Source organism: Variovorax sp. P1_G12, from assembly GCF_056405555.1.
This window is the reverse complement of the sequence record NZ_JBFUBW010000001.1, coordinates 49,742-63,864: the sequence shown is the minus strand read 5'-3', so window position 1 is coordinate 63,864 and position 14,123 is coordinate 49,742. Positions and strand designations below refer to the sequence as shown.

General features: G+C 67.1%; 14 protein-coding genes. 9 read left to right on the top strand and 5 right to left on the bottom strand.

Annotated elements, in window-relative coordinates:
- Nucleotides 1-8: 8 nt before the first annotated feature.
- The 6 genes from nusA to AC1D2O_RS00300 all read left to right on the top strand — a co-directional run bounded on the left by nusA (nucleotide 9) and on the right by AC1D2O_RS00300 (nucleotide 8,603).
- A complete protein-coding gene (nusA, locus tag AC1D2O_RS00325; RefSeq protein WP_478088682.1) occupies nucleotides 9-1,493 on the top strand; it encodes a transcription termination factor NusA in 1,485 nt (494 codons plus the stop codon).
- Between the two features lie 24 nt (nucleotides 1,494-1,517).
- Nucleotides 1,518-4,427 (top strand): translation initiation factor IF-2, encoded by a 2,910-nt coding sequence (gene infB, locus AC1D2O_RS00320; RefSeq protein ID WP_478155906.1) that lies wholly within the window; start codon nucleotides 1,518-1,520, stop codon nucleotides 4,425-4,427.
- A 21-nt stretch (nucleotides 4,428-4,448) separates the two neighbouring features.
- On the top strand, nucleotides 4,449-4,820 hold the full coding sequence (gene rbfA, locus AC1D2O_RS00315) for a 30S ribosome-binding factor RbfA (protein WP_478094026.1): 372 nt from the start codon (nucleotides 4,449-4,451) through the stop codon (nucleotides 4,818-4,820).
- 2 nt (nucleotides 4,821-4,822) lie between these two features.
- Nucleotides 4,823-5,770, top strand: a complete 948-nt coding sequence (gene truB, locus AC1D2O_RS00310; RefSeq protein ID WP_478155904.1) for a tRNA pseudouridine(55) synthase TruB — start codon at nucleotides 4,823-4,825, stop codon at nucleotides 5,768-5,770.
- On the top strand, nucleotides 5,767-7,590 hold the full coding sequence (typA, locus tag AC1D2O_RS00305) for a translational GTPase TypA (protein WP_478155902.1): 1,824 nt from the start codon (nucleotides 5,767-5,769) through the stop codon (nucleotides 7,588-7,590). The genes truB and typA overlap by 4 nt, the downstream gene beginning before the upstream one ends.
- Nucleotides 7,591-7,730: 140 nt before the next feature.
- Nucleotides 7,731-8,603: a DMT family transporter gene (locus AC1D2O_RS00300; RefSeq protein ID WP_478094001.1), complete on the top strand. Its 873-nt coding sequence runs from the start codon at nucleotides 7,731-7,733 to the stop codon at nucleotides 8,601-8,603.
- A 72-nt stretch (nucleotides 8,604-8,675) separates the two neighbouring features.
- Here AC1D2O_RS00300 and AC1D2O_RS00295 read toward each other — a convergent pair whose 3' ends face one another.
- From AC1D2O_RS00295 to smpB, 4 genes are all read right to left on the bottom strand, one after another.
- Entirely contained in the window at nucleotides 8,676-9,059 is a 384-nt protein-coding gene (locus AC1D2O_RS00295; RefSeq protein ID WP_478094002.1) for a COG4315 family predicted lipoprotein, read from the bottom strand.
- Nucleotides 9,060-9,107: 48 nt separating this feature from the next.
- Complete coding sequence (locus AC1D2O_RS00290) at nucleotides 9,108-9,845, bottom strand: anti-sigma factor family protein (protein ID WP_478094004.1); 738 nt, start codon at nucleotides 9,843-9,845, stop codon at nucleotides 9,108-9,110.
- Nucleotides 9,846-9,858: 13 nt separating this feature from the next.
- Entirely contained in the window at nucleotides 9,859-10,365 is a 507-nt protein-coding gene (locus tag AC1D2O_RS00285) for an RNA polymerase sigma factor (RefSeq protein WP_478155900.1), read from the bottom strand.
- A gap of 63 nt (nucleotides 10,366-10,428) precedes the next feature.
- Nucleotides 10,429-10,908 (bottom strand): SsrA-binding protein SmpB, encoded by a 480-nt coding sequence (gene smpB / locus AC1D2O_RS00280; RefSeq protein ID WP_478093290.1) that lies wholly within the window; start codon nucleotides 10,906-10,908, stop codon nucleotides 10,429-10,431.
- A gap of 62 nt (nucleotides 10,909-10,970) precedes the next feature.
- Here smpB and AC1D2O_RS00275 point away from each other — a divergent pair, with 62 nt between their 5' ends.
- Nucleotides 10,971-11,417, top strand: a complete 447-nt coding sequence (locus tag AC1D2O_RS00275) for a type II toxin-antitoxin system RatA family toxin (protein WP_478093289.1) — start codon at nucleotides 10,971-10,973, stop codon at nucleotides 11,415-11,417.
- Nucleotides 11,417-11,749, top strand: coding sequence for an RnfH family protein (locus AC1D2O_RS00270; RefSeq protein WP_478093288.1), 333 nt, complete (start codon nucleotides 11,417-11,419; stop codon nucleotides 11,747-11,749). The genes AC1D2O_RS00275 and AC1D2O_RS00270 overlap by 1 nt, the downstream gene beginning before the upstream one ends.
- A gap of 29 nt (nucleotides 11,750-11,778) precedes the next feature.
- On the opposite strand, the gene AC1D2O_RS00265 is transcribed toward AC1D2O_RS00270, so the two are convergent.
- The gene (locus AC1D2O_RS00265) at nucleotides 11,779-12,312 is read right to left on the bottom strand and encodes a DUF4124 domain-containing protein (protein ID WP_478093286.1); all 534 of its coding nucleotides are present in this window, start codon (nucleotides 12,310-12,312) and stop codon (nucleotides 11,779-11,781) included.
- A gap of 171 nt (nucleotides 12,313-12,483) precedes the next feature.
- Here AC1D2O_RS00265 and guaB point away from each other — a divergent pair, with 171 nt between their 5' ends.
- Complete coding sequence (gene guaB / locus AC1D2O_RS00260; RefSeq protein WP_478093284.1) at nucleotides 12,484-13,953, top strand: IMP dehydrogenase; 1,470 nt, start codon at nucleotides 12,484-12,486, stop codon at nucleotides 13,951-13,953.
- The last annotated feature ends 170 nt before the right edge of the window (nucleotides 13,954-14,123 follow it).

Here is a 14,123-nt window from a genome sequence, read left to right as displayed (position 1 = left end):
GTGGTGGCATGAATCGCGAAATGTTGATGTTGGTGGATGCGATCTCGCGCGAGAAGAACGTCGAACGTGACGTTGTCTTCGGCGCGGTCGAATCCGCCCTGGCGCAAGCCACCAAGAAGCTCTATCAGGGCGACGTGGACATTCGCGTCGCCGTCGACCGCGACAGCGGCGACTACGAGACCTTCCGTCGCTGGCACGTGGTTCCCGACGAGGCCGGCCTGCAGCTGCCCGACCAGGAAATCCTGCTGTTCGAAGCCAAGGAAGAGATGCCCGACATCGAGGTCGACGAGTACATCGAGGAATCGGTGGACTCGGTGCCGATCGGCCGCATCGGCGCGATGGCCGCCAAGCAGGTGATCCTGCAGAAGATCCGCGACGCCGAGCGCGAGATGCTGCTCAACGACTTCATGTCGCGCGGCGAGAAGATCTTCACCGGCACCGTCAAGCGCCTGGACAAGGGCGACATCATCGTTGAAGCGGGCCGGGTCGAAGGGCGCCTGCGCCGCAGCGAGATGATCGCCAAGGAAAACCTGCGCAACGGCGACCGCGTGCGGGCCATGATCATGGAGGTCGACCTGACGCTGCGCGGCGCGCCGATCATCCTGTCGCGCTCGGCCCCCGAGTTCATGATCGAGCTGTTCCGCCAGGAAGTGCCCGAGATCGAGCAGGGCCTGCTCGAGATCAAGAGCTGCGCCCGCGACCCCGGTTCGCGCGCCAAGATCGCCGTGCTCTCGCACGACAAGCGGGTCGATCCGATCGGCACCTGCGTCGGCGTGCGCGGCACCCGGGTCAACGCGGTCACCAACGAGCTCGCCGGCGAGCGCGTGGACATCGTGCTGTGGAGCGAGGATCCGGCCCAGTTCGTGATCGGCGCCCTGGCGCCGGCCAATGTCTCGTCGATCGTGGTCGACGAGGAAAAGCATGCGATGGACGTGGTGGTCGACGAGGAAAACCTCGCGATCGCGATCGGCCGTGGCGGTCAGAACGTGAGGCTCGCCTCCGACCTGACCGGCTGGAAGATCAACATCATGGACGCCAACGAGTCGGCCCAGAAGCAGGCGACCGAGACCGATGCCAGCCGCAAGCTGTTCATGGAGAAGCTCGACGTCGACGAGGAAATCGCCGACATCCTGATCTCCGAAGGTTTCACCAGCCTCGAGGAAGTGGCCTACGTGCCGATCTCCGAGCTGCTCGAGATCGAGAGCTTCGACGAAGACACGATCAACGAACTGCGGTCGCGCGCCAAGGATGCGCTGCTGACCATGGAAATCGCCCGGGAAGAAAACGTCGAGAGCGTCTCGCAGGATCTGCGCGACCTCGCCGGACTCGATCCGGCCCTCATTCCCAAATTGGCCGAGGCGGGTGTCCACACCCGTGACGACCTGGCCGACCTTGCGGTCGATGAACTCACCGAAATCACCGGCCAAACCGCCGATGAGGCCAAGAACCTGATCTTGAAAGCCCGCGAACACTGGTTCGCTGGCCAAGAGTGACGGTCATGGAGGCACGAAACCAATATGTCCAGTACCACTGTCGCCGAGTTCGCGAACGAACTCAAGAAGACTCCCGAAACCCTGCTTGACCAGCTCAAGAGCGCAGGCGTGCCCAAGCAGGCCGCCACCGATGCGCTCAGCGAGGCCGACAAGCAGCGCTTGCTCGGCTTCCTGAAGGCCAGCCACGGCACCGTCGAGCCGGAGCGCAAGAAGATCACGCTGACCAAGAAATCGACCAGCGAGATCAAGCAGGCCGACGCCACCGGCCGCGCCCGCACGATTCAGGTCGAAGTGCGCAAGAAGCGCACCTTCATCCAGCGCGACGAAGGCCACCCGGCGGTGTCCGAGGCGACTGCGGCCGCTGAAGCCGAAGCGCCCGCCGCCGCGCCCGCAGCGCCCCAGATCGACGAAGCCGAACTCGCCCGTCGCGAGGAAGACGCTCGCCGCCAGGCCGAACTGATCCGTCGCCAGGAAGAAGAACTGGCCGAGAAGCGTCGCCTGCGCGAAGAAACCGAAGCCCGCGAACGCGAGAAGGTCGAGCGCGCCGAGCAGGCCGAGCAGGAGGCCAAGGCCGCCAGCAAGAAGGCCGCCGAGGCCGCTGCCGCCGCCACGGTGACCGAAGGTGCGCCCGAAGCACCCGAGGAAGCGCCGGCCGTGACCGACCGCAAGGCCGCCGCCGAAGCCGCCGCGACGCAAGCCAAGGACGACGCCAAGGCCAAGGCCGCCGCCGAATCGAAGGCCCGCGCCGACGAGGAAGCCGCCCGCGCCAAGGACCTCGACGAACGCCGCCGCAAGGCGCTGGCCGAAGCCGAAGCCATCCGCGCCATGATGAATGCACCGGCGCGCGTGCTGGTGCCGCACAAGGCGCCCGAGAAGCCCGTGCCCGAAAAGGCCGCGGTCAAGGGCACGCTGCACAAGCCGACCGCGCCGCCGGCCCGTCCCGGTGCGCCCGCTGCGCCCGGCGCTGCCGCTGCGCCCGGCGCCGGCAAGGAAGTCAAGTCGGCCAAGCTCTCGTCGAGCTGGGCTGGCGACACGGCCAAGAAGAAGGAAATCAAGACCCGCGGCGATGCCAGCGGCGGCGTCGGTCGCGGCAATTGGCGCGGAGGCCCGCGCGGCCGCCGCGGTAACGACCGCGGAGGCCAGGAAGAGCGCATGCCGGCCGCACCGGTCGAGGCGCGCGTGCTCGAAGTGCATGTGCCCGAAACCATCACGGTGTCGGAACTCGCGCACAAGATGGCCGTCAAGGCGTCGGAAGTCATCAAGCAACTGATGAAGCTCGGCCAGATGGCGACCATCAACCAGTCGCTGGACCAGGACACCGCGATGATCATCGTGGAAGACATGGGCCACACGGCCGTGGTCGCCGCGCTGGACGATCCGGAAGCCTTCACCGACGAGGACGTCTCGGCAACGCAGGCAGAAGCCCTGCCGCGCGCACCCGTCGTGACCGTCATGGGTCACGTCGACCACGGCAAGACCTCGCTGCTGGACTACATCCGCCGCGCCAAGGTGGCCGCGGGCGAAGCGGGCGGCATCACGCAGCACATCGGGGCGTACCACGTCCAGACCGAGCGCGGCATGGTGTCCTTCCTCGACACCCCGGGCCACGAGGCGTTCACCGCCATGCGTGCCCGCGGTGCCCAGGCGACCGACATCGTGATCCTGGTGGTGGCGGCCGACGACGGCGTCATGCCGCAGACCAAGGAAGCCATCAAGCACGCGAAGGCGGCGGGTGTGCCGATCGTGGTCGCGATCAACAAGGTCGACAAGCCCGATGCCAACCTCGACCGCGTCAAGCAGGAGCTGGTGGCCGAAGAAGTCGTGCCTGAAGAGTACGGCGGCGACGTGCCGTTCGTGCCGGTCTCCGCGAAGACGGGGCAGGGCGTGGACGACCTGCTCGAACAAGTGCTGCTGCAGGCCGAAGTGCTGGAACTCAAGGCGCCGGTGGATGCCGCCGCCAAGGGCCTGGTGATCGAAGCCCAACTCGACAAGGGCCGCGGCCCGGTCGCGACCGTGCTGGTCCAGTCCGGCACGCTCAAGACCGGCGACGTGGTGCTGGCCGGCTCGACCTATGGCCGCGTGCGCGCCATGCTCGACGAAGACGGCAAGACCATCAAGACCGCGGGTCCGTCGATCCCGGTCGAGATCCAGGGCCTGACCGAAGTGCCGCAAGCCGGCGACGAGTTCATGGTGATGGCCGACGAGCGCCGTGCGCGCGAGATCGCCACCTACCGGGCCGGCAAGTTCCGCAACACCAAGCTGGCGAAGGCCCAGGCCGCGAACCTGCAGAACATGTTCACCGACCTGTCGGCGGGCGAAGTGCAGACGCTGCGGATCATCATCAAGGCCGACGTCCAGGGTTCGCAAGAAGCGCTGGCCCAGTCGCTGCTCAAGCTGGCGACCGAAGAGGTCAAGGTGCAGATGGTGTACGCCGGCGTCGGCGGCATCAGCGAGAGCGACATCAACCTCGCGATCGCATCGAAGGCCATCGTGATCGGCTTCAACGTGCGCGCCGATTCCGGTGCGCGCAAGCTGGCCGAAAGCAACGGCGTGCAACTGCACTACTACAGCATCATTTACGACGCTGTGGACGACATCAAGGTCGCGATGTCCGGCATGCTGGCTCCCGAGCGGCGCGAAGAGATCATCGGTTCGGCCGAGATCCGCACCGTGTTCGTGGCCTCCAAGATCGGTACGGTCGCGGGTTGTATGGTCACTTCGGGCCTGGTCAACCGCAGCGCGCATTTCCGCCTGCTGCGCGACAACGTGGTGATCTACACCGGCGAAGTCGACTCGATCAAGCGGCTCAAGGACGACGTGCGCGAAGTGCGCGAAGGCTTCGAGTGCGGTATCAAGCTCAAGAACTACAACGACATCAAGGAAGGTGATCACCTGGAGTTCTTCGAGATCAAGGAAATCGCCCGGACGCTGTAAGCGAACGAAGCGACGCTGACCATGCCCAAACGCAAAGCCGCAGCCCCGAACCGCGCCTTCAAGGTGGCCGACCAGATCCAGCGCGATCTGACGGAACTGATCGCGCGCGAACTCAAGGACCCGCGGGTGGGCATGGTCACGATCCAGGCGGTCGAGGTCACGCCCGACTATGCGCACGCGAAGATCTTTTTCAGCCTGCTCGTGGGCGATCCGGTCGAGACCACCGAAGCCCTGAACCAGGCCGCGGGCTTCCTGCGCAACGGCCTGTTCAAGCGCCTGCACATCCATACGGTGCCGACGTTGCATTTCCAGTTCGACCGCACGACCGAACGTGCGGCCGACATGAATGCGCTGATCGCGCAGGCCGTCGCTTCACGTTCCAAAGACGACTGAAGATGAACGCGCCACGCACACGGGTGCAGCGGCGCCCTGTGCATGGGGTGTTGCTGCTCGACAAACCGCTGGGTCTCTCCAGCAATCAGGCCTTGCAGAAGGCCAAGTGGTTGCTTCGCGCCGAAAAAGCGGGTCATACGGGCACGCTCGACCCGCTCGCCACCGGCGTGCTGCCGCTGTGCTTCGGCGCCGCCACCAAGTTCAGCCAGCTGCATCTCGACGCCGACAAGACCTATGAGGCCAGCGCCCGCCTGGGCGTGAAGACCGCCACCGGCGATGCCGAGGGCGACATCATTGCCGAGCGGCCGGTCGCCGTGGGCGTGGAGGACCTGGCGCGCGTGCAGGCGCAGTTCACCGGCCCGATCCGCCAGGTGCCGCCGATGCACAGCGCGCTCAAGAAGGACGGCCGCGCGCTGTACGAATACGCGCGCGAAGGCATCGAGGTCGAGCGGGCACCGCGCGACCTCGTGGTCTACCAGCTCGCGCTCGCATCGACCTCCGACATCGACATCCGCATCCAGGCGACCGTCAGCAAGGGCACCTACATCCGCACCCTCGGCGAGGACATCGGCGAGGCGCTGGGCTGCGGCGCCCACCTGACCGCGCTGCGCCGCACCGCCACCGGCGGCTTCGACGCCTCGCAATGCGTGACGCTCGAAGCGCTCGAAGCCATGGACGAGGACGAGCGGCTGGCCTGCCTGCTGCCGACCGAAGCCCTGGTGGCCGATCACACGCGCGTCACGCTCGGCGCCGAAGATGCCGGGCGCTTCCTGTCCGGCCTGCGCCGGCGCGGCAACTGGGCCGATGCGCAGGCCGTGGCCGTGTTCGGCAACCAGCCCGAGGCTTTCCTGGGCACGGCCCACGTGAAGGCCGGCGAACTGATCCCGGGGCGGCTGCTGAGCCCCATCGAAATCCAGCAGACATTACTTTTGACCGAAGCGACACCATGACCCAACAGATTCGCAATATCGCCATCATCGCCCACGTGGACCATGGCAAGACCACCATGGTCGACCAACTGCTGCGCCAGTCCGGCACCTTCGCCGAACACGAGAAAGTGGTCGACACCGTGATGGACAACAACGCGATCGAAAAAGAGCGCGGCATCACGATCCTGGCCAAGAACTGCGCCGTGACCTGGGAAGGCACGCACATCAACATCGTCGACACCCCCGGCCACGCCGACTTCGGCGGCGAAGTGGAGCGTGCGCTCAGCATGGTGGACGGCGTGGTGCTGCTGATCGACGCGCAAGAAGGCCCGATGCCCCAGACCCGCTTCGTGACCAAGAAGGCCCTGGCCCTCGGTCTGAAGCCGATCCTGGTGGTGAACAAGGTCGACAAGCCCGGCGCGCGCCCCGACCATGTGGTCAACGCGGCCTTCGACCTGTTCGACAAGCTCGGCGCCACGGATGAACAGCTGGATTTCCCCGTGGTCTACGCTTCGGGCATCAATGGCTGGTCGTCGATGGAAGAGGGTGCCCAGGGTGAGCAGTGGGGTCCCGACATGTCGGCCCTGTTCAACACCATCCTGAAGCACGTGCCGGCGCAGAAGGGCGACCCGAAGGCGCCGCTGCAGCTGCAGATCTCCGCGCTCGACTTCTCGACCTTCGTCGGCCGCATCGGCGTCGGCCGCATCAGCCAGGGCACCATCAAGCCCATGATGGACGTGGTGGTGATGGAAGGCCCGGACGGCAAGACCGTCAAGGGCCGCGTCAACCAGGTGCTGACCTTCCAGGGCCTGGAGCGTGTGCAGGCCACCGAGGCCGGCCCGGGCGAGATCGTGCTGATCAACGGCATCTCCGACATCGGCATCGGCGTCACCGTGACCGACCCGTCGAACCCGGCACCGCTGCCGATGCTCAAGGTCGACGAGCCGACCCTGACCATGAACTTCTGCGTCAACACCAGCCCGCTGGCCGGCCGCGAAGGCAAGTACGTCACCAGCCGCCAGATCTGGGACCGCCTGCAAAAGGAACTGCAGCACAACGTGGCGTTGCGCGTGAGCGAGACCGACGAGGAAGGCATCTTCGAGGTCATGGGCCGAGGTGAACTGCACCTGACCATCCTGCTGGAGAACATGCGCCGCGAAGGCTTCGAGATGGCCGTGTCCAAGCCGCGCGTGGTGTTCCGCGAGATCAACGGCGAGAAGCACGAGCCGATCGAACTGGTCACGGCCGACATCGAGGATCAGCACCAGGGCGGCGTGATGCAGGCGCTGGGCGAACGCAAGGGCGAACTGGTCAACATGGAACCGGACGGCCGCGGCCGCGTGCGCCTCGAGTACCGCATTCCGGCTCGGGGCCTGATCGGCTTCACCAACGAATTCCTGAACCTGACGCGCGGCTCGGGCCTGATCTCGAACATCTTCGACAAGTACGAACCGTTCAAGGGCGAGATCGGCAGCCGCAAGAACGGCGTGCTGATCTCGATGGACGACGGCGAGATCTTCACCTACGCGCTGGGCAAGCTGGACGATCGCGGCCGCATGTTCGTGCGCGCCAACGATCCGGTGTACGAAGGCATGATCGTCGGCATCCACAGCCGCGACAACGACCTGGTGGTCAATGCCACGCGCACGAAGCAGCTGACCAACTTCCGGGTCTCGGGCAAGGAAGATGCGATCAAGATCACGCCACCGATCGAACTCACGCTTGAATACGGCGTCGAGTTCATCGAGGACGACGAACTGGTCGAGATCACGCCCAAGAGCGTGCGCCTGCGCAAGCGCTACCTGAAGGAACACGAGCGCAAGCGCGCTTCGCGCGACTGAGTTCGAAGGCCATGGGCAAACCTGGGTCCAGGCCGGCGCCGGGCCGCCCCAAGGCGGCCTGCGGCCCCCTCGGGGGGCAGCGACCACACGAAGTGGGGAGCGTGGGGGCCAGGCTGACTCATGGACGGGCCGTTTGGCTGATGGTCGTCGTGACCCTGATGTGGGCCACGGCCGGCGTCGTCACGCGGCACCTCGAGCATGCGCGCAGCTTCGAGGTCACCTTCTGGCGCAGCTTCTTCACCTTGCTGTCGCTGGCCGTGATCCTGCCGCTCTGGCAGGGCCGCGCGGTGTTCTCGAAGATTCGCCAGGGCGGGCGCGAGCTGTGGATCTCCGGCGTCTGCTGGAGCGTGATGTTCACGGCCTTCATGGTCGCGCTCACGCTCACCAGCGTCGCCAACGTGCTGGTGACGATGGCACTGGGCCCATTGCTGACGGCGCTCGGCGCCAGGATCTTCATCGGCCACAAGCTGCCGGCGCGGACCTGGGCGGCCATCGTCGTGGCCGGCCTCGGCATCGGCTGGATGTACGGCACCCAGCTCGGCGAGGGGCAACTGCTCGGCACCCTGGTGGCGCTGTGCGTGCCGCTGGCCGGCGCCTGCAACTGGACCGTGGTGCAGCATGCCCATGCCAAGGGCCACGACATCGACCTGGTGCCGGCGGTGCTGATCGGTGCGGTGATCTCCACGCTCGTCACGCTGCCGCTGGCCTGGCCGTTCCAGGCCAATGCACGCGACCTCGGCCTGCTGGCCTTTCTCGGGCTGTTCCAGCTCGCGATTCCCTGTGTGCTCTCGGTGCTGTGCGCGCGGGTGCTCAAGGCCCCCGAGGTCGCACTGCTGGCCTTGCTGGAAGTGATCTTCGGCATCGCGCTGGCCTGGATCGGAGCGGGCGAGAAGCCCGAGCCCAGCGTGTTGACCGGCGGCGCACTGGTGATCGGCGCGCTGGTCTTCAACGAGCTGCTGGGCCTTCGCGACCGGCGCGAAGCCTCCAGGCGGGCCCTGCCCACGGCGCACTGAGCCTCCCATGAAAAAAAGCCGGCGCATGGCCGGCCTTTCGCATGGACGCGCCGATCAGGCGCGCCGTCTGACTCAGGGGCGAGCCACCTTCCAGACGCCGTTGAAGCCGTCACCGGTCTTGTCGCCGGCCTTGGTGTCCTTCGACCAGTAGTAGAGCGGTGCGCCCTTGTAGGCCCACTGCTTACTACCGTCGTCGCGCACGATGATCGTGTAGGCGCCCATCGGCTTGGCGGCGTCGGCCACCTTCAGTGCCGGCCAGGCGGTGGTGCAGGGACCGTTGCAGACCGACTTGCCGCTGCCGACGACGTCGCGGTCGAAGGTGTAGAGCGTCATGCCGGTCGGGCCGATCAGCACGCCGTCGGCGGTGCGGGTCGGAGTGTCCGGCGCCTTGCTGGACATGCTGCCGCAGCCGGCGAGCAGGGCGACGGCAAGAATCGAGGCGCTGAGCAGTTTCATGAAGATTTCTCCTTCGGTTAAAAAAATTCGGAATGCAGCCCGGGCAGTCTATCCGCCGCCGCTGTCGAGCTGCCGGTACACCACGGTGGCGAGGCCCAGCAATGCGTCGCGCGGCAGCGCGCCGGCCAGAGCGTAGCCGAAGCCGCGATCGACCCAGTAGAAGCTGGCCACCGGCCCCTCGGTCGCGAATCGGAAGGCGGTCTCGCCCGACCCGGACGCTGTCGCCTCGGCCAGGCTCCCGACATAGAGCGTGACCCGTTCGCCGCCGGCGTGTTCGAACATGAACTGTGCCCTGGGGCCCTGGCTGCCCGGCAGCAGACGGCCGCCGACCAGCGTGTAGCCCTGGGCCGACAGATCGGGCAGCTTCAATGGGCGGTCGAGGCGCCTGGAGAGCCACTGGATCAGGTGTTGCTGCTCGGCGGCCGCCACCTCGACCGGATGTCTTTTTTCCGGCGAGTAGACCGCGTGCGCGACGGCCGCCGCATGCACGAACTCGAAGGTGCCGGGTGCGGAGCCGGCCAGGCGAGCCGGGTCGCCGGTCGCTCGCAGCCAGTGGGAATTGCCCATCCAGCCGGCACCGAAGGCGATTGCCACGGCGGCCGCCATGCCGCCCCAGCGCAGCCAGCGCCTCTCAGCCGGACGCCGCCCGGGGGCCTGTCCCGCGGCTTGCAGCAGCGCGGCGGGGACGGGCTCGTCGAGCACCTCGCGATGCAGCCGGCGCAACGCGTCGCGCTGGGCCTGCCAGGCGTGCAGGTCTGCGTCGGTGGGCGGAGGGGGGACGTGCATGTCAGAAAGCCGGTTACTTGATCCGGTGCAAGGCGGTGCGGTTCGACACCGTCGGCACCTCGTCCATCAGCGCTTGCAGGCGCGCGCGTGCCCGCGACAGCCGCGACATGACGGTGCCGGCGGGAATGCCGAGCACCTTCGCGACCTGGGCGTACGTAAGATCCTCGAGCGCCACCAGCAGCAGCACCGCGCGTTGATCCTCCGGCAGCAGCAGCAGGCAGCGCTGCAGATCGATCGCCTGGTCGCGCTGCGAGTCGACGGCGCGCAGCTCGTGCGCCACGTCGTCGAGGTCGACCGGAGCGAGCGCCGGCGCACGCCGGAGCTGACTCGCGAACAGGTTGTGCATGATCGTGAAGAGCCAGGCCCGCAGGTCGGTGCCCAGGATCCAGAGCCGCCATTTGCCGCAGGCGCGCTCCAGCGTGTCCTGCACCAGGTCGTCGGCCGCCCAGGCATCACCGGTCAGCGCACGGGCGTAGCGCCGCAGGCTCGGGATGTGGGAGACGAGGGCGCGTTGATCCATGGGTGTACCTGCTACACGAACGCCGCCGGCACGGCGTTTATTCCATGCGCCTCGAAATAATCTTCAACGGCTGCGGCTCTTCATGGCGCGCTCGACCTCGCGCTTGCCTTCGCGATCCTTGATGGTGTCGCGCTTGTCGTGCTCCGCCTTGCCCTTGGCCAGCGCGATCTCGCACTTGACCTTGCCGGCCTTCCAGTGAAGGTTCAGCGGCACCAGCGTGTAGCCCTTCTGCTCGACCTTGCCGATCAAGCGGCGGATCTGCTCCTTGTGCAGCAGCAGCTTCTTGGTACGCACCGAATCCGGATTGACGTGCGTCGAGGCCGAGTGCAGCGGGTTGATCTGGCAGCCGATGACGTAGAGCTCGCCGTCGCGAATGACGACGTAGCCGTCGGTCAGCTGCACCTTGCCTTCGCGCAGCGACTTGACCTCCCAGCCTTCGAGCACCATGCCGGCCTCGAAGCGTTCCTCGAAGAAATAGTTGTAGGCCGCCTTCTTGTTGTCGGCGATGCGGGAGGAGGGGTCTTGTTTCTTTTTCGTGGCCATGGTGTTCCAGGTGAGGGCTGCATGGCTTCAATACAATCCGTCGCGCACGCGGTGCCGATTCTATGAAAACAGTCCACAAGTCCGTTCTTATCTGGTACAGCGCCGAAGAGATGTACGCGCTCGTCACCGATGTGGCGAAATATCCCGAGTTCCTGCCGTGGTGCGATCGCTCCAAGGTCATCGAGCAGAACGAGCTCGGCATGACGGCCGAGGTCGGCCTCGCATTCAGCGGATTCCATCACAGCTTCACCACCCGCAACACCCATGTGGCGGGCCGCGAGGTGCATCTGAAGCTGGTCGACGGGCCTTTCTCGAACCTCGACGGCATCTGGACCTTCACGCCGGTCGGCGAAGACGGCGAGCGCGCCTGCCGGGTCGAGCTCAACCTGAGCTACGGCTTCAGCAACTTCGCGTTGCAGGCGCTGGTCGGTCCGGTGTTCGACAAGGTCGCCTCGAACCTGGTGGAGGCCTTCGTGAAGCGCGCCGAGCAGGCCTACGGCGCTGCCTGATGCCCAGGATCACGGTGGCCTGCTCGCCGGCGCCGCGCGAGACCTTCGAGCAGGTTCTCGAACTGGCCGACGGCGCGACGGTGCGCGACGCGGTGCTCGCGAGCGGCCTGTCGCAGGCGTTCCCGCACCTCGACTGGGCCTCGATGACACCGGGGATCTGGGGCAGGGCGGTCGAATGGACCCACTGCGTGAATGACCTCGACCGCGTCGAACTGTGCCGCCCGCTCACGGTGGACCCGAAGGTGGCGCGGCGCGAGCGATTCCGCCAGCAGGGCGCACGCGGCACGGGCCTCTTTGCGCGCCGCCGAAAAGGCGGTAAAGCCGGATATTAGGGGCCCCTAGCTAGGGCCCCTAGCCGCCGCTATTTGCAGTCGGACGCAATGATGGATTGAAGGCGCTGCTGCTCGCTCGCGCGCGCGGCGTCGTCCATGATCTCGCGTTCGCCCTGGGCGTTGACGCGCGCCACGCGGATGCCGCTGTCCATGGTCGCCTTGCCCTGGCGCGCCCGGTTGCAGTTCTCGGCCTTGGCCTGCGCGAACTTCTGGGCCTCGGCCGCCTGCTTGGCCTTTTCGGCCTCTTCGGCCTTGCGCGCCTTCTCTTCGAGTTCCTTGTCGACGCCGGCACCCTTGGCGCTGCTGGCGGGCGCGGGCGCAGGCGGCTGCGCGTCGGCCGCAGGGGCGGCCGCGACTTCGGTTGCCGCCGGCGGTGCGCTGAAGCTCAGTCGCTTGGCCGGCGGGCCGGGCCGGCGCAGGATGTTCTTTTCCGGCACCTCGGGCGGCGGCGCCTGGTCGCTGAAGACCTTCTTGTTGTCCTTGTCGAGCCACTGCCATTGGGCTTGCGCACCCAGGGGCAGCAGGAACACGGACCCGACGAGGAGCAGCTGCGCGAATTTCATGGGCGGAAGTTTAGCGCTGCCTTACGTTTTGCAACCAGCCTACTGGCGTTTTTGCAACGCATGGGTGGCATTGGGTCGTGCCTGGGGCCCCATGCCAGCCGGAAAGCGGGAGCCCCTTCGGCTGCCCGGACCCCGGGCCATCGTTACAATCCACCTTTTGGAGCCTCACCCATGCGCCTTCTCGGCAAAGCGCTCACCTTCGACGACGTGTTGCTGGTGCCAGCGTTCTCCCAAGTCCTGCCCAAGGACACCTCCCTCGCCACCCGGCTCTCCCGCAACATCACGCTCAATCTGCCGCTGGTTTCCGCGGCGATGGACACCGTGACCGAAGCCCGTCTCGCGATCGCCATCGCGCAGGAAGGCGGCATCGGCATCGTTCACAAGAACCTCACGGCCGCCGAGCAGGCGGCGCAGGTGGCCAAGGTGAAGCGCTACGAATCCGGCGTGCTGCGCGACCCGGTGGTCATCACCCCGACCCACACCGTACGCCAGGTGATGGCGCTGTCGGACCAGCTCGGCATTTCGGGCTTCCCGGTCTGCGACGCCGGCAAGGTGGTCGGCATCGTCACCGGGCGTGACCTGCGCTTCGAGAGCCGCTACGACGTGCCGGTCAGCGAGATCATGACCCAGCGCGACCGGCTCATCACCGTGCCCGACGGCACCACGCTGGCGGACGCCAAGGCGCTGCTCAACAAGCACAAGCTCGAACGCCTGCTGGTGATCAACGAGGCCTGGGAGCTCAAGGGCCTGATCACCGTCAAGGACATCACCAAGCAGACCAGCTTCCCGAACGCGGCGCGCGATGCCAGCGGGCGGCTGCGCGTCGGCGCCGCGGTGGGCGCGGGCGCGGGCACCGAGGAGCGCGTGGAGGCGCTGGTCAAGGCCGGCGTCGACGCCATCGTGGTCGACACCGCGCACGGCCACCATGCCGGCGTGATCGAGCGCGTGCGCTGGGTCAAGAACAACTACCCGCAGGTCGACGTCATCGGCGGCAACATCGCCACCGGCGATGCCGCGCGCGCGCTGGCCGATGCCGGCGCCGACGCGGTCAAGGTCGGCATCGGCCCGGGCTCCATCTGCACCACCCGCATCGTGGCCGGCGTGGGCGTGCCGCAGATCATGGCGATCGACAACGTCGCCACCGCGCTGCAGGGCACGGGCGTGCCGCTGATCGCCGACGGCGGGGTGCGCTATTCGGGCGATATCGCCAAGGCCATCGCGGCCGGCGCCAGCACCGTGATGATGGGCGGCATGTTCGCCGGCACCGAAGAGGCGCCCGGCGAGATCGTGCTGTTCCAGGGCCGCAGCTACAAGAGCTACCGCGGCATGGGCTCGATCGGAGCGATGCAGCAGGGCAGCGCCGACCGCTACTTCCAGGAATCGAGCACCGGCAATCCGAACGCCGACAAGCTGGTTCCGGAAGGCATCGAGGGCCGCGTGCCGTACAAGGGCTCGATGGTGTCGATCGTCTACCAGATGTCCGGCGGGCTGCGCGCCAGCATGGGCTACTGCGGCTGCGCCACGATCGAGGACATGAAGAACAAGGCCGAGTTCGTCGAGATCACCACGGCGGGCATTCGCGAGAGCCATGTGCACGACGTGCAGATCACCAAGGAAGCCCCAAACTACCGGGCTGAGTGAAAGGCCCCCACGCTCCTCCACTGCGTGTGGGTCGCTGCCCCCCGAGGGGGCCGCAGGCCGCCTTGGGGCGGCCCGGCGCCGGCCTGGATGGCCCCCACGCTCCCTCACTTCGTGTGGTCGCTGCCCCCCGAGGGGGCCGCAGGCCGCCTTGGGGCGGCCCGGCGCCGGCC